Source organism: Paenibacillus sp. FSL L8-0158, from assembly GCF_038592965.1.
GTDB lineage: Bacteria > Bacillota > Bacilli > Paenibacillales > Paenibacillaceae > Paenibacillus > Paenibacillus polymyxa_D.
The window spans coordinates 5,811,553-5,831,031 of record NZ_CP151949.1 but is presented as its reverse complement, the minus strand read 5'-3'; the positions used below and the strand labels follow the sequence as shown (position 1 = coordinate 5,831,031).

Annotated in this window: 21 protein-coding genes and 1 tRNA gene; 19 read left to right on the top strand and 3 right to left on the bottom strand. The window is 44.1% G+C overall.

The window, feature by feature from the left end; genetic code table 11:
• The first annotated feature begins 1,074 nt into the window (after nucleotides 1-1,074).
• From rpmH to NSQ68_RS25845, 11 genes are all read left to right on the top strand, one after another.
• The gene (gene rpmH / locus NSQ68_RS25895; RefSeq protein ID WP_007433250.1) at nucleotides 1,075-1,209 is read left to right on the top strand and encodes a 50S ribosomal protein L34; all 135 of its coding nucleotides are present in this window, start codon (nucleotides 1,075-1,077) and stop codon (nucleotides 1,207-1,209) included.
• A gap of 262 nt (nucleotides 1,210-1,471) precedes the next feature.
• A complete protein-coding gene (gene rnpA / locus NSQ68_RS25890) occupies nucleotides 1,472-1,822 on the top strand; it encodes a ribonuclease P protein component (RefSeq protein ID WP_013312817.1) in 351 nt (116 codons plus the stop codon).
• Nucleotides 1,823-1,893: 71 nt separating this feature from the next.
• The gene (locus NSQ68_RS25885; protein ID WP_013312816.1) at nucleotides 1,894-2,760 is read left to right on the top strand and encodes a YidC/Oxa1 family membrane protein insertase; all 867 of its coding nucleotides are present in this window, start codon (nucleotides 1,894-1,896) and stop codon (nucleotides 2,758-2,760) included.
• Complete coding sequence (jag, locus tag NSQ68_RS25880) at nucleotides 2,757-3,518, top strand: RNA-binding cell elongation regulator Jag/EloR (RefSeq protein ID WP_342427615.1); 762 nt, start codon at nucleotides 2,757-2,759, stop codon at nucleotides 3,516-3,518. The genes NSQ68_RS25885 and jag overlap by 4 nt, the downstream gene beginning before the upstream one ends.
• A gap of 128 nt (nucleotides 3,519-3,646) precedes the next feature.
• Nucleotides 3,647-5,023: a tRNA uridine-5-carboxymethylaminomethyl(34) synthesis GTPase MnmE gene (gene mnmE / locus NSQ68_RS25875; protein WP_342427614.1), complete on the top strand. Its 1,377-nt coding sequence runs from the start codon at nucleotides 3,647-3,649 to the stop codon at nucleotides 5,021-5,023.
• Nucleotides 5,024-5,120: 97 nt separating this feature from the next.
• Nucleotides 5,121-7,010, top strand: a complete 1,890-nt coding sequence (gene mnmG / locus NSQ68_RS25870) for a tRNA uridine-5-carboxymethylaminomethyl(34) synthesis enzyme MnmG (RefSeq protein ID WP_307350536.1) — start codon at nucleotides 5,121-5,123, stop codon at nucleotides 7,008-7,010.
• Nucleotides 7,010-7,732, top strand: a complete 723-nt coding sequence (rsmG, locus tag NSQ68_RS25865; protein ID WP_307350538.1) for a 16S rRNA (guanine(527)-N(7))-methyltransferase RsmG — start codon at nucleotides 7,010-7,012, stop codon at nucleotides 7,730-7,732. Before mnmG ends, rsmG begins: the two co-directional genes overlap by 1 nt.
• A gap of 444 nt (nucleotides 7,733-8,176) precedes the next feature.
• Nucleotides 8,177-8,995: a nucleoid occlusion protein gene (gene noc, locus NSQ68_RS25860; protein WP_029518966.1), complete on the top strand. Its 819-nt coding sequence runs from the start codon at nucleotides 8,177-8,179 to the stop codon at nucleotides 8,993-8,995.
• Between the two features lie 185 nt (nucleotides 8,996-9,180).
• Nucleotides 9,181-9,942 carry an AAA family ATPase gene (locus NSQ68_RS25855; protein WP_023991152.1) on the top strand — a complete coding sequence of 254 codons (762 nt, stop codon included), beginning with the start codon at nucleotides 9,181-9,183 and terminating at the stop codon, nucleotides 9,940-9,942.
• A complete protein-coding gene (locus tag NSQ68_RS25850; RefSeq protein ID WP_013312809.1) occupies nucleotides 9,935-10,777 on the top strand; it encodes a ParB/RepB/Spo0J family partition protein in 843 nt (280 codons plus the stop codon). Before NSQ68_RS25855 ends, NSQ68_RS25850 begins: the two co-directional genes overlap by 8 nt.
• A gap of 198 nt (nucleotides 10,778-10,975) precedes the next feature.
• Complete coding sequence (locus tag NSQ68_RS25845; RefSeq protein WP_342427613.1) at nucleotides 10,976-11,497, top strand: DUF4446 family protein; 522 nt, start codon at nucleotides 10,976-10,978, stop codon at nucleotides 11,495-11,497.
• Here NSQ68_RS25845 and yyaC read toward each other — a convergent pair.
• The gene (gene yyaC, locus NSQ68_RS25840; protein ID WP_250241387.1) at nucleotides 11,451-12,056 is read right to left on the bottom strand and encodes a spore protease YyaC; all 606 of its coding nucleotides are present in this window, start codon (nucleotides 12,054-12,056) and stop codon (nucleotides 11,451-11,453) included. The two genes, NSQ68_RS25845 and yyaC, sit on opposite strands and share 47 nt — an antisense overlap.
• 263 nt (nucleotides 12,057-12,319) lie before the next feature.
• Here yyaC and NSQ68_RS25835 point away from each other — a divergent pair, with 263 nt between their 5' ends.
• From NSQ68_RS25835 to NSQ68_RS25825, 3 genes are all read left to right on the top strand, one after another.
• Nucleotides 12,320-13,270 (top strand): mechanosensitive ion channel family protein, encoded by a 951-nt coding sequence (locus NSQ68_RS25835; RefSeq protein WP_250241384.1) that lies wholly within the window; start codon nucleotides 12,320-12,322, stop codon nucleotides 13,268-13,270.
• Complete coding sequence (locus tag NSQ68_RS25830; protein WP_342427612.1) at nucleotides 13,260-13,484, top strand: DUF951 domain-containing protein; 225 nt, start codon at nucleotides 13,260-13,262, stop codon at nucleotides 13,482-13,484. Before NSQ68_RS25835 ends, NSQ68_RS25830 begins: the two co-directional genes overlap by 11 nt.
• Nucleotides 13,485-13,561: 77 nt before the next feature.
• Nucleotides 13,562-13,652 (top strand) — tRNA-Ser (locus NSQ68_RS25825).
• A 222-nt stretch (nucleotides 13,653-13,874) separates the two neighbouring features.
• Here the strand turns inward: NSQ68_RS25825 and NSQ68_RS25820 are convergent.
• Together NSQ68_RS25820 and NSQ68_RS25815 are read right to left on the bottom strand one after the other, a co-directional pair.
• Entirely contained in the window at nucleotides 13,875-14,192 is a 318-nt protein-coding gene (locus NSQ68_RS25820) for a hypothetical protein (RefSeq protein WP_029518959.1), read from the bottom strand.
• Nucleotides 14,193-14,558: 366 nt separating this feature from the next.
• Nucleotides 14,559-14,753 (bottom strand): YjzC family protein, encoded by a 195-nt coding sequence (locus NSQ68_RS25815; RefSeq protein WP_029518958.1) that lies wholly within the window; start codon nucleotides 14,751-14,753, stop codon nucleotides 14,559-14,561.
• Between the two features lie 319 nt (nucleotides 14,754-15,072).
• On the opposite strand from NSQ68_RS25815, the gene rpsF reads away from it, so the two are divergent.
• The 5 genes from rpsF (at nucleotide 15,073) to NSQ68_RS25790 (ending at nucleotide 19,474) form a co-directional block, all read left to right on the top strand.
• On the top strand, nucleotides 15,073-15,357 hold the full coding sequence (rpsF, locus tag NSQ68_RS25810; RefSeq protein WP_013312802.1) for a 30S ribosomal protein S6: 285 nt from the start codon (nucleotides 15,073-15,075) through the stop codon (nucleotides 15,355-15,357).
• A 49-nt stretch (nucleotides 15,358-15,406) separates the two neighbouring features.
• The gene (gene ssb, locus NSQ68_RS25805) at nucleotides 15,407-15,886 is read left to right on the top strand and encodes a single-stranded DNA-binding protein (protein ID WP_069012449.1); all 480 of its coding nucleotides are present in this window, start codon (nucleotides 15,407-15,409) and stop codon (nucleotides 15,884-15,886) included.
• A 21-nt stretch (nucleotides 15,887-15,907) separates the two neighbouring features.
• Nucleotides 15,908-16,180 (top strand): 30S ribosomal protein S18, encoded by a 273-nt coding sequence (rpsR, locus tag NSQ68_RS25800; protein WP_013312800.1) that lies wholly within the window; start codon nucleotides 15,908-15,910, stop codon nucleotides 16,178-16,180.
• 523 nt (nucleotides 16,181-16,703) lie between these two features.
• Complete coding sequence (locus NSQ68_RS25795; protein WP_342427611.1) at nucleotides 16,704-18,443, top strand: ABC transporter substrate-binding protein; 1,740 nt, start codon at nucleotides 16,704-16,706, stop codon at nucleotides 18,441-18,443.
• Between the two features lie 68 nt (nucleotides 18,444-18,511).
• Nucleotides 18,512-19,474: an ABC transporter permease gene (locus NSQ68_RS25790; RefSeq protein WP_023991143.1), complete on the top strand. Its 963-nt coding sequence runs from the start codon at nucleotides 18,512-18,514 to the stop codon at nucleotides 19,472-19,474.
• Nucleotides 19,475-19,479 lie beyond the last annotated feature (5 nt).

The window sequence follows — 19,479 nt, the reverse complement described above, 5'->3', positions numbered from 1 at the left end:
AGACGTCACTCCTTTTAAATCCTGACATTTTACCGAATTAAGCTGCAGAGAGCTGCTCTCGGTGCTTCGGCAAAACGCCTAAAATCCCAAAAATGTTGTTGAAGGCCATAAAAAGACATACCGCCGCCTAAATCATGCGGCAGTGTGGTGAGAGAACGCAGCACAAAATGACCCTGAAAAATGGCTAATGGAAATTCCGCTGCTGATCAGCAGAAGAAAGGCGATATTTCTCAGGAGGGAATGTGCGGCACGATCCGTTCTCTTGATCCCGCAGGCCAAAACGGGACTGCAATATGTCGAAATCAAATGAAAAATGTAGAATATATCCCCAGAATCCCGAATCCGCACAAAAATAAAAAGATGGATAAATTGAACTTGTTCACAACTTTATCCACAGGGTGTTGATAATATGGAGGGTAAAACAACATATTCACATTCAAAAGTAATATCATCATAGCAAAAGAAGCCTTGTATTTCAATGACTGGTGGTTATTTATCCACAAATTCAATCTGTTGTGTACAATTTTTATTCACAACACAAGATATTGTTTATAATTTGTTCAGTTTTCGACAATAACTCTTTTTTACTCTAAAATGTTATGCACAGGTTATGACCATTTAAATCACAATTCAGTTCTTTTTGTGGATCTGTGTATAACAACTGTTGCCTTTTGGTCACAGAGGCTTATTTTTCTGTTGAAAATTTCCGGTAACGTTTCCGACATTATTTTTGAACGAACCCGATAACGTCGATCTGAAAATAGGATGGATTCAAGTCACAGAATGAAGGAATGTAAAAAGAGCAGTTTTTGGAGGAGTGAAAACTACAAATAGAATGCTGATGATGGAGGAGAGGCGTAAGAATTTTTATGAAATAAGGGAATAAAAGAATGAAGTGAGTGAGCGGGGTGAAGGGGAGGAGGCTTCCTGAATGCGAAAAAGAGGGAGAGGATTTACAAGTACATTGACTTTAGCCGCTATTTGTGGTTAAATGTACAAAGGTGTTTTTTGTGGAGATTGCTACGTTAGGTATATTCCATATAAAACGTATTCCTTGTAAGGAGGTGCAGCACAATGAGACCGACTTTCAGACCGAATGTCAGCAAACGTAAAAAAGTTCACGGCTTCCGTAAAAGAATGAGCACGAAGAATGGCCGTAAAGTTTTGGCAGCTCGTCGCCAAAAAGGTAGAAAAGTATTGAGTGCGTAATGCGTGCATAAAGACCACTACGGTGGTCTTTTTTTTCATAATTGAGGTATTCAGGGATCGGATCCCTTCTTCTATTGTTGTAAAAATGTAGTGAAAGAAGGGGAGAAGTCCAGCATCCTGTCCTATATTAGATGAAGCTTTTGAAAACGGATATAAAATAAGCGAGATTACCATGTTGGAATGTTGTCCATACTTCTTACTATATAAAAGGTATAGGTTAGCTTACCGACATGTGTAAAAGAGATGAGCAAGGAGAAGCGCCGTGCAAAAAAAATTGCGTCTACGAAACCGGGCGGACTTTGGGCGCGTATACCGCCATGGCAAATCTTTTGCCAACCATCAGTTTGTGGTGTACTGGTTCCGCCGCAGAGAGGTAGAGCAGTTCCGCGTCGGAATTTCGGCCAGCAAGAAGATCGGCAATGCAGTAGTTCGCAACCGGATGCGTAGAATCGTTAAGGAAATTGTGCGCCATCATGAGCATGAATTGGTGGAGCAGATTGACCTGATTTTTATTGTTCGTAAGGGTGCGGTTACAATGTCGTATCAAGAGCTGGAGAAAAGCGTGCTGCACGTTCTACGCAAAGCCTCGCTGCTCAAGTCTTCACGCCGATAGTCAGTATCTTTGTCCTACAGGATATGGTATGATTTACGTTGGAATGGATTGGTTAAGAAAGGGGTTATGAAGTGTCGCGTTTGAAGACTCAACGGGGAAAATGGTTCCTCCTGATTGCCTTATTGGCACTTGTTGCTGTGCTGTCCGGATGTGCTCAGACGGCCCACAATTCTTACACGACGGCAGACTTGGCCAATGGATCGTTTTGGCAAAGATATGTCGTTTACTGGTTTTCGTATGCGTTAGATACATTTGCCCAATGGTTTTCTGGAGAGTATGGCCTGGCCGTACTGATTCTGGTGATTATCGTGCGAACCATTATTTTGCCGCTTACACTCAAGCAAGTACGTAGTTCCAAAGCTATGCAGGCCATTCAGCCGCAATTAAAAGAAATTCAAGCGAAGTACAAGGATACGCCTGAAAAAGTCCAGCAAGAGACGATGAAGTTGTTCCAGGAAAATAAGGTCAACCCGATGGCTGGCTGTCTTCCTTTGGTAGTACAGATGCCCATTTTCATCGCGCTTTATAATGCCATTTATTATAACTCGGCATTGCGGGATCATGACTTCTTGTGGCTCCAGTTAGGTAAACCGGATCACTTGTTTATCCTGCCGATTTTGGCAGCGATTACGACATTTGTCCAAACCTGGATGATGATGAAAATGAATCCGACGCCGCAGCAGGGACCGATGCAATTTTTGCTATACGTCTATCCGGTGCTGATTCTGTTCATGTCGTACAACTTCCCATCCGCTTTGCCGTTATACTGGTTCTACAGTAATATTTACACGATCATTCAAAACTATTTCCTTTATCGGAATAAGGATAAAGAAGCAGCACTGGCGAATGTGAAAACAGCCAGTCTCGCGAAAACAGGTTCCTCCAATAGTAAGAAAAAAGGTGGTAAAAACACGAAGGGGGCTAAAAAGTCGAGATGACCAAAGTCGTGACATCAGGAAAAACCGTTGAAGATGCTGTAAGACAAGGACTCTCCCAGCTGGGAGTAAGCCGTGAACGGGTAACCGTAAGCGTGTTGGAACAGCCGTCAAAAGGATTCCTGGGGTGGCTTGGGGTCAAGAAGGCGAAGGTGGAGCTTACGCTGCTCTCTGAGCCGTCTCCTGAAACCACACACGCGGCTGAACCTCATGTATCGGCTCAAGCACCTTCTAGCGTGGGACAGGCTTTATCAGAAGAAACTGGGCTTGTTGCACAGGAAGCACAGATGAACATGGAAGCACCTTCGGGACATATAGATCCTTATGAAGAGGCGGTGCGTTTCATCCGTGAAACAGCAGCAGGAATGGGATTAGACGTTAAAGTTGATGTCCGCCACCGCAAGGATGAAAGTACACTGGATATCTCCGGTCCGTCGCTCGGTATGTTGATCGGCCGCAGAGGACAGACATTGGATGCATTACAGTACCTGACGAATATCGTTGCCAACCGTCATTCTGACAAATTCATCCGAATTGTGCTGGATGCCGAGCAATTTCGTGCACGTCGGCAAAAAACGCTGGAGGATTTGGCAGATCGGTTGGCGAACCAGGCTATTCGTTATGGCAAGGAAGTGGTACTGGAGCCAATGCCGTCACAGGAGCGGAAGCTGATTCACGCCAAGCTTCAACAGCATGCGCAGGTTAGAACATACAGCAAGGGGGACGAGCCCAATCGGCGCGTCGTCATTGCTAAAAAATAATCCGACGCAATGGCTCTCTGCAAGATGCAGAAGCCATTGCTTTTTTTCTTATATTTCTCGCTGAAACGGCTGCCGTTCTTGATGAAGGACGGTAATGCCGTTTCTACTTGATAGGAGGTAGAAACTTTATGCTGAGCGATACTATAGCTGCCATTGCAACGGCGGTCGGCGAGGGTGGCATTGCGGTTGTACGGGTCAGTGGGCCAGAAGCGGTCACGGAAGTGGAGGCTTTGTTCCGGAGTAAAACACCTCTAAGCAAGGCTCCAACTCACACAGTACATTATGGACATATTATAGATCCTCAAAGCCAGGAAAAGGTGGAGGAAGTTTTAGTTACAGTGATGCGGGCGCCACGCTCTTTTACGACAGAAGATGTCGTAGAAATCAGCACTCATGGCGGGGTCGTAGCTGTCAAACGGGTGATGGATTTACTTTTGCTGCAAAATATACGTCTGGCTGAGCCAGGTGAATTTACGAAACGTGCTTTTCTGAATGGTCGTATTGACCTGAGTCAGGCGGAGGGCGTCATTGACTTAATTCGCTCCAAATCAGATAAAGCTTTTTCGGTAGCTTTGAAGCAGGTGGATGGACAACTGTCCCAGAATATTCGGCGCTTGCGCCATGTTTTGGTGGAGACACTTGCTCATATTGAAGTGAACATTGATTATCCTGAACATGACGTTGAATCTTTTACGTCTGACTTAATCAAGGATAAAAGCAGTCAGGTTATGACGGAAATTGATCGGCTGCTGCATACGGCGGAGCAGGGAAAGATTTTGCGTGAAGGGCTGACTACAGCGATTGTTGGAAGGCCAAATGTAGGCAAATCGTCACTGCTGAACACATTGGCTCGGGGCGAGCGGGCCATTGTGACCGATATTCCGGGCACAACCCGTGACGTTATTGAGGAATATGTGACGATTAATAGTATTCCGCTCAAGCTGCTGGATACAGCTGGGATTCGTGAAACGATGGACGTAGTGGAACGGATCGGAGTAGAACGTTCGAGAACGGCGGTTAGTGAAGCAGATCTGCTACTCATCGTCATTAACGCCAACGAACCACTGCATGAGGATGAAATGGCATTAATGGAACAAATCCGCGGTAGACAAGCGATTGTCATTATGAATAAAATGGACTTACCGGCCCAAGTAGACCGGGATTTGTTGCTGCGTTATGTTCCCGAAGAGCTTATCGTACCGATGTCTGTGAAGGAAAATGAGGGAGCGGACCGACTGGAGCAGGCTATATCAAAGTTATTCTTTAGCGGCAAGCTGGAATCAGCGGATATGACATATGTCAGCAACGTACGGCATATTGCTTTGTTGAAGAAGGCGCGCCAATCGCTGGTAGATGCCTATGAAGCTGCTGATCAATTTGTTCCGATCGACATGATCCAGATTGATGTAAGGCTGGCATGGGAGCATTTGGGTGAGATTGTAGGCGATACTGCGCATGATGCGCTAATAGACCAAATATTTTCACAATTTTGTCTAGGCAAATAGAACATTCAAGCATGGCTGGTATAAGCCTGCTATCGTTATAGATATACAAGAGCATATTCGGCGTGAAGACCGGAATGTATAAGGAGGTAAGAAAGGTATGGGTTACCAAGGAGGCGACTATGACGTGATTGTCGTAGGCGCGGGCCATGCAGGTGTAGAATCAGCCTTGGCAGCAGCACGGATGGGCTGTCGCACGTTGATGATCACAATTAACCTGGATATGGTCGCGTTCATGCCCTGCAACCCGTCTATTGGCGGTCCTGCAAAAGGGCATGTGGTGCGGGAAATTGATGCACTGGGCGGCGAAATGGGTCGGAATATTGACAAGACATTTATCCAAATGAGAATGTTAAATACTGGTAAAGGTCCGGCGGTTCATGCATTGCGTGCACAAGCAGACAAGTTCTCTTATCAGCATGCGATGAAGGAAACGATGGAAAAGGAACCGAATCTGACCTTACGCCAAGGTATGGTTGAAGAACTGATTATGGAAGATGGTCATTGCGTAGGTGTAATTACGAAGACGGGCACAGAGTATCGAAGTAAAGCAGTTGTCCTGACCACAGGCACTTATCTGCGCGGGAAAATCATTATGGGCGAGCTGATGTATGAGAGTGGTCCAAACAATCAACAGCCTTCGTTGAGATTGTCTGAGCATTTGAGAGAGCTGGGTTTTGATCTGGTTCGATTTAAAACGGGAACGCCGCCACGTGTGCATAAGGACACGATTGACTTTAGCAAAACGGAAATACAACCGGGTGATGATCAACCGAAGTTCTTTTCCTATGAAACGAAGTCTTCGGATAATGAACAGCTTCCTTGCTGGCTGACATATACTTCAGTAGAAACACATCAGATTATTAATGATAATTTGCACCGTGCGCCTATGTTCTCTGGTCTGATTGAAGGAACGGGACCACGTTATTGCCCATCTATTGAAGATAAAGTGGTACGTTTTAGTGATAAGCCTAAACACCAAATCTTTTTGGAGCCTGAAGGTAAAAACACATCTGAATACTATGTTCAGGGCTTGTCGACCAGCTTGCCAGAGGATGTACAATTAGCTGTGCTGCGTTCGATTCCGGGGATGGAAAAGGTAGAGATGATGCGTAACGGCTATGCTATTGAATATGATGCAATGGTACCTACGCAGTTATGGCCTACTTTGGAAACGAAGAAAGTCCCGGGCTTGTTCACAGCAGGTCAGATTAACGGTACTTCCGGTTACGAAGAAGCTGCGGGTCAAGGGATTATGGCAGGGATTAACGCAGCTCGCAAGGTGCAGGGTAAAGAGCCTGTCGTATTGGACCGTTCGCAAGGCTACATCGGGGTCCTGATTGACGATCTGGTGACGAAGGGGACGAATGAGCCATATCGCTTGCTGACGTCACGTGCAGAATACCGTCTGTTGTTGCGTCATGATAACGCTGATCTGCGATTGACTCCGATCGGGCATGATATTGGCCTAATTACGGATGAACGATACGAGCGCTTTTTGGATAAAAAGCAAAAGGTAGAGCAAGAGATTGAACGTTTGCGCTTGGCGAAGGTTCGTCCGGTTGACATAAATGAGATGCTGGAGCAAGGCGGATCTGCACCGATACAGGATGGTAGTAATTTGTTAACGGTGCTGCGTCGACCAGAGATCAGTTATGCGCAAGTAGCACAAATCTCACCTTCACCTATAGCTCTTACTGAGGAAGAACAGGAGCAGGTGGAAATCCAAATTAAGTATGCGGGCTACATTGAAAAGCAATTGATGCATGTGGAGCGTCTGCAAAAGATGGAGAAGAAGAAGCTCCCAGAGGATATTGCATACAATGAAGTTCAAGGACTTGCCATTGAAGCCAAGCAGAAACTTGAAAAGATCCGTCCGATGTCGATTGGTCAGGCATCCCGTATTTCGGGTGTAACCCCTGCGGATATTTCCATTTTGCTGGTTTATCTGGAGCATTATAACCGCGTAACGGCAGCAAGGGGATCATAATGGACGCGATACAACAGCAATTTAAACAGCGGCTGGCAGAGCATAGTATTGTGATTAATGACAGTCAGTTAGAGCAGTTTGAAGCATATTACCGTGTGCTGGTTGAGTGGAATGAAAAAATGAACCTAACGGGTATTACTGAGCGCGATGCAGTGTACACCAAGCATTTTTATGATTCTCTTTCCCTGGCTTTTTATGTTCCGTTAAAAGATGTGGGAAGCCTGGCTGATATTGGGTCAGGGGCAGGTTTTCCAGGTATTCCTTTGAAAATATGCTTTCCGCAGATTCAGTTGACTATTGTAGATTCGTTGAACAAACGTATACAGTTCTTGGCCCATGTAGTAGAGCAGTTGGGTTTGGAAAATGTTGAACTGGTTCACAGCAGAGCAGAGGAATTGGGACGTAAACCAGGATACCGAGATAGCTATGATCTAGTGACAGCCAGAGCGGTTGCTCGCCTCGCCGTATTGAATGAATTTTGTTTGCCGTTTGTCCGTGAAGGAGGACACTTTGCCGCGATGAAGGGCAATGATCCTACCGAGGAAATCAAGGAAGCTTCTTACAGTTTGAAAGAGCTAAAGGGAAAAATCAAACATGTTCAGGCCTTCCAGTTACCTGTTGAAGATGCAGCCAGACATATGATTATTATTGAGAAAAGAGCGGCGACACCACGGAAATATCCACGTAAGCCGGGTACTCCTTTGAAGGCGCCGTTAGTGTAAATGTTTGAAAGAAAGTGAATGTTTCACGTGAAACATTCACTTTTTTTATGGCTAATAGACTCTTTACATAAAAGCCTCTTTGCTAACATGCGTTCTTGTTTACATTTGGGGAGGAAGATGGATGGATGGATAGATAGATAGTTATCATAGAGGATGCATAATTTATTCTCTGATCCTTCCGAAAAGCTGGTAGAGACGATAGGATTATGGCTGGAAAAGTGATAGAATAGAGATAATCGTTTTAATGTAAGTTGACTGCTCCTGTACCCATGAATTCAGATATACATATAGGGGAGTGGGACAACAAATGTCAGGTGAGTACGTGGAGTGTACCCGCTTACGGCGCTGTTTCATATAGAAGGGTCTACGATCCGCGTAAGGAACTGTTTTTCACGAAGCGCTGTTAGTATGGTGCTATTATGAAATTAGGTGGTATTATACGGAATGAAAGAACAATTTTCCAAGCTATTTGGTTTGACGGAGCGGTCTACTGGGGACGAAATAAAACAAATTCCAGTTCGGGATATTGTCAGCAGTCCTTATCAGCCCCGTACCATATTTGACGACGAGAAGATTGATGAGCTATGCCAGACCATTAAGACGCATGGTGTAATTCAACCGATTGTCGTTCGTTTCCGTAATGGGCAATATGAGATTATAGCAGGGGAACGTCGTTGGAGAGCTGTCACCAAGCTGGGTATGGAATCTATTCCAGCCATTGTACGTGAGTTTAATGATTCACAAGCTGCATCCATCGCGTTGATTGAGAATCTTCAACGGGAAGGGTTAACTGCGATTGAAGAGGCTGTAGCTTACCAGAAGCTGATTGATCTACATCAGCTCACCCAGGAAAGCCTTGCTCAACGACTTGGTAAAAGCCAATCCACTATTGCTAACAAGATACGGCTGCTTCATCTGCCGGAGAGAGTGAAAGAGGCTCTAATGGAACGGAAGGTGTCCGAGCGTCATGCTCGTGCATTATTGTCATTGGAGACTGAAGAACTACAGTACAAGGTTTTAGATGAAGTCATTGCCAAGGAACTCAATGTGAAGCAGACAGAGGCACGAGTTGCCTTTTATAAACAAGTATCCACAAATAAGAAATCGAAGCGGATTTCCTTTACCAAGGATGTCCGGCTTGCGCTGAATACGATTCGTCAATCCATTGATATGGTGTCTGGCTCAGGCCTGGATATCAAAACCAAGGAATCCGATCATGAGGATCACTATGAGATTGTCATTCAAATTCCCAAACGTAAGTAAGGGATGAAGCGTACAGGCGGCAGCAATTGCCGCTTTTTCTGTCTAACGCCGAATAAACCGCAGCATACTCAATTCTATTCTGAAATTGCCGTTATCCGTAAGTTAAGGACTAAGTAACGTCTTCATAGAGCGTTTTGCAGTTATGGAGTGTAGCAGGATTCCGATTAAATTATGAGGTGAATGAAGTGTCAAAAATAATAGCCGTAGCCAATCAAAAGGGCGGAGTAGGCAAAACAACTACTTCCGTTAATTTGGGCGCCGGACTTGCTTCCCTCGGCAAAAGGGTATTGCTCGTGGATATCGACCCGCAAGGTAATACAACCAGCGGTGTGGGTATCAATAAGGCGGATGTGGCAAATTGTATTTATGATGTACTCATTAACGAGGTTGATCCTAGCGAAGCTATTGTCAGTACACAGGTTGAGGGATTAGATATTATTCCGGCAACCATTCAGTTAGCAGGCGCGGAAATTGAACTGGTGCCGACCATTTCTCGTGAGTTGAGATTAAAAAGATCACTTCAACTTGTTAAGCATAATTATGATTATATACTAATTGATTGTCCACCATCGCTGGGTATTTTGACGCTCAATTCATTGACGGCTTCCGATTCAGTCATTATTCCAATCCAGTGTGAATATTACGCATTGGAAGGATTAAGTCAGTTGCTGAATACCGTGCGATTAGTGCAAAAACATCTGAACACCTCATTGCAAATCGAAGGTGTGTTGTTAACCATGTTTGATGCTCGCACGAACTTGGGTATTCAGGTGATTGAAGAAGTGAAAAAATATTTTCAAAGCAAGGTTTATCAGACGATTATTCCACGCAATGTGAGACTCAGCGAAGCACCTTCACACGGCCAGTCCATTATTACGTATGATCCCCGTTCCCGTGGGGCAGAGGTATATATTGAGTTGGCAAAGGAAGTGGTATCTTATGAGTAAACGGTTGGGAAAAGGACTTGATGCACTCATTCCCTCCCTTACGGTCAATGAAGAGGATAAGGTTGTTGACATTCCGCTGAGCCAGTTGCGTGCGAACCCGTACCAGCCTCGCAAAACGTTTGATGAGGAGTCCATTAAGGAATTAGCCGAGTCCATTCGTCAGCACGGTGTTATCCAACCTATTATTGCACGTAGTGTATTGCGAGGATATGAAATCATAGCCGGGGAAAGACGGTTTCGGGCATCTCAATTTTGTGGGAATCCGACCATACCTGTAGTTGTTCGTAATTTTACGGATCAGCAGGTGATGGAGATTGCTCTGATTGAGAATTTGCAGCGTGAGAATTTGAATGCTATGGAAGTAGCAGTAGCTTATCAGGGATTAATGGATCAGTTTTCTTTAACTCAGGAAGAGTTGTCCATGAAAGTGGGGAAATCACGCTCTCATATTGCCAATTTCCTTCGCTTGCTCGCATTACCTGAAGAAGTTAAAGATCATGTTTCACGTGGAACATTGTCTATGGGACATGCTAGAGCTATTGTTGGCCTCAAAGATCCAGACATGGTGAAACAGTTAGCACAGCAATGTATTGAACAGCAGTGGAGTGTTCGCGAGCTGGAGGAAGCTGTACAGCAGTTGGATCATAAGCCTGGTGAGGCGAAAGCAAAAACAAAGGTGCGAAAAAAGGACCCCTATATTGACCATATGGAAGAGTCCCTGCGTGAACGCTTTAAAACAACTGTGAAGATCAAGCACAATAAGGATAAAGGCAAAATTGAATTGAATTATTACAGCCAGCAGGATTTGGAAAGATTACTGGAGCTATTACAGTAGTTTGTTGAAATATGGACATGTCTCCTTGAGCAAAATGGAAAGTGAGATATGTCTTTGCTTTGTCTGGAATTGCAGGAATTAGAATGGTTTTGGTGGATAAACTAATAGCCTTGTGTTATTTGTTTCGCTGTTCTCAAACGTATAAAATATAAGTATGCAGTAACATGATTTTTGAGGTAGAGGAGTAGAAGCGAGCATATGGCTGAATTGAATGGACTAATCATGGAACAGCTTGCCGGAATCGTTGCAGGGATCGTGCTTATTTTGCTCATCCTGTTGATTGTCATTGTCGTACAGGGTGCAAAGCTGAAGAAGATGCGGCGAAAGTATGAAACCATGATGTCAGGTAGCGGTGTCGAGAATTTGGAAACGCTGCTGATTGATTTGAAGGTACAGATGGATACGATTGAGGATGAGCAGGAAACCCATCGTGCAAGTATGAAATCACTACGTAGTAAACTGACAGGCTTGAAGGGACATATAGGTATCAAACGCTATAATGCCTTTGGTGAGAGAGGAAGCGATTTAAGCTTCTCTCTGGCTATTGTAGACGACAATCAGGATGGTATGGTATTAACCGGCATTTATAACCGAGATGGTTCATATGTGTATGCCAAGCCTCTAGAAGCGGGACAATCCACCTATTCCTTATCACCTGAAGAAAAAGAAGCCGTTACTCTTGCGCAGCAAGCAGGACAGAACGGTAATGCCACTCCTTAATCGCGGAGTAAAGGCTGCCAGCAATGATATCTGATAATTTCATTACCAAATTTAGTCTCGTATTTTGCAGCACGAAGTATTCCATGAAGCCGCCGACGTTAACGATACCAGTCAAATGGATATCGCCGACCGGCGGTAATTCTTTATTTACACCTGCTCCAGGCTTGAGAGGTCCCTCTGAAACCTGAATGCATCCAACACTGGAGGTTTGTCCAAGACATGCATCTATGCCAATGATATAAGGCTGTTCATATCGGGCTTGTATGCCATTTAGCGTCGTTTGCAGGTTCATGGCATGTACAGGCTCTTCTAATGTACCGTACAGGTTAAACAGAGGGCTTTTGTAGCGTGATAAATGCGTACCTACGAGCGGACCCAGGCAATCTCCAGTAGAACGGTCGGTGCCGATGCAAATAATGACGATATTTTGCAGACTCGGTGCCTGATGCAGATGGAACAGTAGACGATGGATGATGGCTGATTGGATCCCGGGATCTGTGTGTGATATTTTTAAACTTAGGGGTTCTTGCCCCGGAATGAAGTCAGATGGATGAGTCATGGAATCTTCCTTTCGCTCTGTAATGGAGTGTGGAGGTTGCGCTCGCTGTACCTTGAGAATAACAATTAGCCTGCGTGTAACATTTATGCTCAAGATAGTAGCTAGTATATGGATAAACTTATGCTTTTATACTCACAGGAAGTAGATTATTCATAGCCATATGTTTGAAGTCGGTATAGTGAGGATTTTGCAAAATCCTGATAGTAGGAAATAGAATTCGGGAAGCAGGAAGAGTAGTTCCCTTGTTTAAGGAGGAGTACAGCATGACCTTTATACATTGGTTGACCGATAATTTAGGCACGGATGACGTAGTGAAAGGTGCGATTCACTGGAAGGATGCTGTATGGAATTGGCTTACCGATAGTGCGATGTGGTCGACCTTTTTGTTTGTAATTTTGAAAATCGCAATTATTTTTATCATCACACGTATCTTTATTCGAGTTATTAATAAAATTATAGATAAGTCGATGCAACAAAAAGGAGACAACGGCAGGTTTCGATTGAATACAAGGCGCTTAACGACTGTTGGGGAACTATTGAAAAATGTAACCAATATTGTATTTAATTTCATTTTGATCATGCTGGTGCTATCGCAAATGGGCATTAATCTCGGCCCTCTGATTGCTGGAGCTGGTGTGCTTGGATTGGCCGTTGGTTTTGGGGCACAGAGTTTGGTTAAGGATGTAATTACCGGATTTTTTATTATTTTTGAAGATCAATTTGCCGTAGGAGACGTCATTCAGACAGGCACTTTCAAGGGTACAGTGGAAATGATCGGGCTGCGTACAACCAGACTGGTGAGCTGGAAAGGTGAGGTGTACATTTTACCAAACGGTTCAATTACAACGGTAACGAACTTCTCCATGTCCAACGCGTTGGCGGTAGTGGATGTGCCAATGAAGGCCGAGCGTAGCCTGGAGGAAGCAGTTGGTTTGGTAAAACAGGCAATCCAAGGCATTGAAGAGTCCAATGTACAGATACTTAATATACCGGATGTGTTAGGGGTTCAGTCCATGACCACCTCAGAGTATATTGTGCGTGTTGTGGCAGAATGTATGCCGAATACAGGGGCCGTGGTAGAGCGTGATATTCAGAATAACATCAAGAAGGCTCTGGAGGATGAGGAACATCGTCAGGCGGCATTGGAGACGGCGATAACTCTAGAAAAAGAAGATGAACAAGGAAGAAAAGGGGGAGAGAAGGGTGGAGCGTAAGTCATTTGAACTAGGGGACATTGTACAGATGAAGAAGCCCCATCCGTGTGGAACGAATGAAATGGAAATTATCCGCATGGGGATGGATATTCGAATCAAATGTGTCGGTTGCCAGCATAGTGTGCTGATTCCGCGTGCCAAGTTCGAAAAAAATATGAAGAAAGTGCTGCGATCAAAGGCCAACGCCAACGAGCAAAGCACGGAGGAAAATTGAGCCAAGAAAGATGAATGGCGATGAACCAGAATCAGCTTGCGTCACAGTTGCAATGATGATATAATTATCCTTGCTGCGGAAAGGTACCCAAGAGGTCTAAGGGGGCTGACTCGAAATCAGTTAGGCGTCGCAAGGCGTGCGTGGGTTCGACTCCCACTCTTTCCGCCACTAACTTATAAAATAAACCAATCTCTTACGTCTGTGACGTAGGGGATTTTTTGTTTGTGGAAATAAAAGGTCGTCAGACTGTGACAAAATGAAAAGTACTAAGATAAATCATGAAGGTAAGATGGAAGAAATGATTAAGAATCTATTGGGGGATAATAGGGCATATAGCAAAAAAAATGCTCCTGACAGCAAAGAAACATTGCCGTTAGGAGCACTCTTTTGTTATAGCTGGTTAGGTGGGTAATGATAGCGTTTTGTTTTTTTTGAGCCAGAGATCATCAGAAGGATCGCTGCAATCAAATGGAGAGCCCAGCCTACAAAGGGTATCCAGGCCAGCAAAGAAGTGAGTACTCCCCATACGGAGCCGTAGATCGCCTCCTGATTGCGTAACGACAGGATAAGTGTTACTGCATGCAGGATAAGCATAAATCCCAGAGCCGAGTAGCCGGTCCCCATGACAATAGCTCCCCCCACAATCGGTACAGCAAGCACCAATTCGAATATACCTGATATCCACTTTAATATTCGAGAATAGCTCATCTTTAAACCTCCGTAGATAGTAGGTCTTTGTACTTGGATATATTCTAGCAGAAGGAGCTGAATTAATCTGCATTTTACCAGGATATGCAAAAAGTCCGATAATGCAACAAAGGAGGACCACAAAGGTCCTCCATCGTAGGCGATACATTTTTAACAGGATACGATCTGTCCAATCACATCATGAAACTCGGTGTACTGACCAGCAATACCGTGTTGAAAAGACAGTGTCCTTTTACACAAACCTAACGCTTCTAATGCCCGGAATGGATCTCCTAACAGTTTGTCCGGCTACGTCGTCCAACGGAACCACACCTCTCTGTTGTATCGCCTAATCATAATATGGACAGAACTCCTAAGAAATATACATTAGTGGACACGAGCTTTCGTTTTTTTCTTCCATTTGCGATTATGGTTGGTGGTCTCCGGAAAAGAGTCGCCTCTTTCCAGCGTTACTTGTTGCGGGTTTTGAATTTCAGTATGGAAGCTTTTTTCTCCGACCTCCATATATACGCCGTCGTTTGGGACGTTATCCCCTGGTTCGAACTCAGTCTTTTCACCCATACGGTACTGCCTCCTTAGATAAATGAATTTGGACTGCAACGGTTATTGTGCGCTGTCTTGAACAGAAACATGCGAGACCGGGGATACAGATAGTGAGTGAATCAAATTATTTCCTTATATATATGCGAAGTTTTTGATGTTATATAAAATTGTTTAAAGCTAATGATATGCAGTGTATTTAGCTGTTTTAGACGTATGTATCGAATTTGTAGGTTGCATTCAGTTGTTGGATTTGGTAAACTGTTTTAGTGCGAGCTTAGGCTCGTTCCTTGCTCTCAACTGAGATTGAGGGCCTTATGTCCATAAGGAGGTGTAAAGAATGCGCAAATATGAAGCGATGTATATTATTCGTCCTGACATTGAACAAGAAGCTGTTCAAGCGACAGTCGATAAATTCCAAGGTATCATCTCTAACGGCGGTGGCGAAATTACGAGTCACGATGTAACTAAACGCCGTCTTGCGTATGAGATCAAGAAATTCCGTGATGGTTCTTTCGTTCTGGTAAACTTCACAGCAGAACCTGCTGTTGTTACTGAACTTGAGCGTATCATGAAAATTTCTGACGAAGTAATTCGTTATCTCATTACGAACGACGTAGCTTAATTATTGTACGTGATTATGTAATGAACAACGCTCAAAGGAGGGGATTGGATTGTTGAACCGTGTCATTCTGATCGGTCGTTTGACCAAAGATCCAGAGCTGCGCTATACACCGTCTGGTGTAGCAGTAACCCAGTTCACCCTGGCTGTAGACCGTCCGTTTACGAGTCAAGGCGGCGAACGGGAAGCGGATTTCTTGCCGATCGTAACCTGGCGTCAGCTTGCTGAAACATGCGCTAACTATCTTCGCAAAGGTCGTTTAACGGCTGTTGAAGGCCGTGTTCAGGTGCGTAATTATGAGAACAATGAAGGAAAACGTGTATACGTGACTGAAATTGTAGCTGATAATGTGCGTTTCTTGGAATCTAACCGCGATGGCGGCAATAGCGGTGGAGCTGCGCGTGAGGAGTCTCCTTTCGGAGGCGGTAACAGCAATAGTGGACGCGGGAATAATAACTCGCGAAACAATCAGGATCCTTTTTCCGATGACGGAAAACCGATCGATATTTCGGATGATGATTTACCATTTTAATTGGGAAAGGACTGACAAAGAATGGGCTTCAGACAAAGAGAAGGCGGAGACGATAACAAAAGACCAGCTCGTCGTGGTGGTCGCAACAAACGTCGTAAAGTATGTTTCTTCACTGTGAACAAAATTACTCACATTGACTATAAAGATACAGACCTGCTTAAAAAATTCATCAGCGAACGTGGAAAAATTCTTCCTCGTCGTGTGACTGGAACAAGTGCGAAATATCAACGTATGTTGACAATCGCTGTTAAACGTTCCCGTCAAATCGCATTGCTTCCTTACACTACTGAATAGTAGTGGTGGAAAGAAGAGACGTTCCCGATCCCGGGAGCGTCTTTTTTTGTGACTTTTTATATTGACAACAAGTCCCATCTATTGTAACTTACTAATAATACAATCCATGTTTACCCATAAACGATAGTATACCTTTTAATGGCTTGTGAAATTGCAAGCTCCCCAACTCGCCAGAGTAAATATTTCGGCATTCTGAAATGTTATTTTATATTACATGAAATCCTGGTTTTTGTCATTTTCCACAAGTAAAATTCATAAACTTTACATAAATAGATGTTTTGCATTTTTATATTACATAAAAAAAGATATTGACGTGATATTATTTTACACTTAAGATAAACCTTAATAAAAATGTAATGGTTGTTAGTACGCAAAATTGACCAGAGGTCTAAAACACGTGTTTACGCTATTAGGACAGTAAGGAGGATGTGCAAACTTCATTTTCAAACCTCAAGCTTTAACGAATTACCGCAGGAATGAGACAGGCTGTTAAATAAAGAACCGACTAAGGGGGATTAACAGGATGATGCAGACGAAGAAATGGGCTTCTTTGCTTATGATGCTTACGATCGTTGGTGTTCTGTTTGCAGGATGTAGCGGAGGTGCTAATGAGGCACAGCCACAGCAAGGCAATGCGGACAATAAGACAGAGGGAAATGAAGGCAGTGCACCCGTTACAGAGGGCGTTATTAAAGCGACTGATCTGTCGCAAAATCCTCCGGGAGCGACTAATCGGAAAGATAACATCGTAGTAGGTATGACATCACCTAAAGGGGTATTTAACCCGCTCTTCTGGCAAACGACTTATGATTTATATGTGGTCAGAACGGTATTTGATTCCTTCTTACAGGTGAAGGCAGATGGTACATATGAAAATAGTTTGGCTGAAAAGGTTGATGTATCGCCGGATGGTCTAAAATACACATTCCATCTGAAACCAGGCGTGAAGTATAGTGACGGCACTCCAGTAACAGTGAAGGATTATGCTTTCGTCCTCAAGGTACTACATGATCCGAACTATGATGGAGAAACGGATGTTTTATCTTTTAAGATTAAAGGCGGTAAAGAATATCACGATGGCAAGGCGAATGATATCTCTGGCATCAAAGTCATTGATGATAACACAGTAGAGGTAACCGTTACAGAAGCAACAGCGTATACAAAGGATTTTCTGGGTGAGCAATACTTCATGCCAGAAGCTTATTATGGAAAAGGGTTCAAAAAGGGGAACCTGGACAGCATCAAGGCACTTAATAATAAGCCAATCGGTTCTGGTCAGTATGTACTGAAGAGCTTCTCCCCGGGTCAACAAGTCGTTCTTGATGCGAATCCAAACTACTTCAAAGGCGCACCAAAGGTGAAGTCAGTTATTTTCAAAACGACAACAGAAGAAACAAACCTGTCTATGCTGCAAACAGGCGAAACGGACATGGACAACATCACAGTTACGGAAGACAATGTAGAGGAATTAAAGGCTCTAGGCTTCTTGGACGTGAATATTATGCCGACCAATGGCTATGGATATATTGCGTTTAATCACAAGGAAAAGAAATTCCAGGATCCTAAAGTACGTCAGGCTTTAACTATTGGCTTAAACCGTAAAGAGATTGTGCAGGGCGTGTATGGCCCATATGCGAATGTCATTAACATTCCACAATCTACAGAATCCTGGTCTTATACGGATGAAGGCATCAACAAATATGAATTTGATATAGCGAAGGCGAAGGCTTTGCTGGATGAGGCAGGCTGGAAGGTTGGTGCTGACGGGATTCGCGAAAAGGATGGCGAAAAGCTGACCATTAATTTCTCTGCGACTGCTGATAATCCAGTAGTAGAGGCCTTGCTGCCAATCATGTCCAATAACTATAAGGAGCTAGGCATCAAACTGACTTCCGAAACTCTAGATTTTAACGCTATTATGGATAAAAAGGATACAGGCAAGTTTGATATGTTCTTCGCGGCTTGGGGCTTAACTCCAGACCCGGATACAACGACTTTTATTACGAATGGTGCACAAAATGATATCGGCTACTCCAATAAGAAGGTCGATGAATTAACGCTTGCTGGTAAGCATGAACTGGATCAAGAGAAACGTAAACAGATTTACAAACAGCTCTATCAAGAGCTGAACAAAGATCTGCCAACTATCTTTATGTACCAACGTAGAGATATGTGGCCAGTGAATGGACGTGTATCCGGCCTAGAAATTACGCCATACAAAGATTTTGAGTTCACTCTGCATAACGCTCAGATCGCTCAATAAGGGTTGCCAAACGTATGCTCAGCTCTCACGAGCTGGGCATATCACTTTATTCGTCTGGAGGAATGAATATGAAGCAGTATATTATTCGAAGACTGCTGCAACTCATCCCCACACTTATTGGCATATCCATTATCGTATTTGCGATTTCAGCCATGGTGCCGGGTGATTATATTACAGCCAAGCAGAACCCGAATATGACGGCCGAAAAGGCGCAGCAGCTACGACATATCTACGGGCTGGATAAACCGGAGTACCAACGCTATTTTATATGGGCCGGTAATATGTTAAAGGGGAATATGGGGGATTCATTACAGCATAAGCAGCCGGTAACAAAGGTCATTGGCAATTATGTATGGAACTCATTTATTATCGCTTTTTTTAGTCTTATTTTCAGTTGGCTGATTGCAGTTATTGCGGGGGTATTTTCAGCCAAGTTTCAATATTCTTTATTCGATAAGTTTGTCACATTATTCATTTTCTTATGTATGTCGCTGCCTTCATTTTTTATTGGTCTATTGGTCATCAAAATATTTGCCCTGGAGTGGGGAATTCTCCCAGTTGGAGGCATGACCACGGCAGGGATGGAGCCAGGCTCGTGGGCTTATATGGTGGATGTTCTCAAGCATATGTTCCTGCCGACACTCGTACTTACGATGCTGAGCACAGGAAGTCTGACCCGGTATTTCCGTACAGGCATGTTGGAGGTCATTCGTCAGGATTATATTCGTACCGCACGCGCCAAAGGCTTGAAGGAACGTACGGTTATTTTCAAGCACGCACTGCGCAACGCACTGATTCCAGCCATCACACTACTCGGCTTCGAGCTTCCAGCCTTATTTGGCGGGGCGATGATTCTGGAGAAGGTATTTGTGTGGCCAGGTGTGGGTCAGGTCTATCTGGAGTCGATCAGTATGCGGGATTATCCGTTTATGTTGGGCTTCACGATTTTCTTAGCGTTACTTACGCTTATCGGTAATTTGCTCTCTGATGTATTGTATGGCATGGCAGATCCAAGAATTCGCTTGAAGTAGGAGGG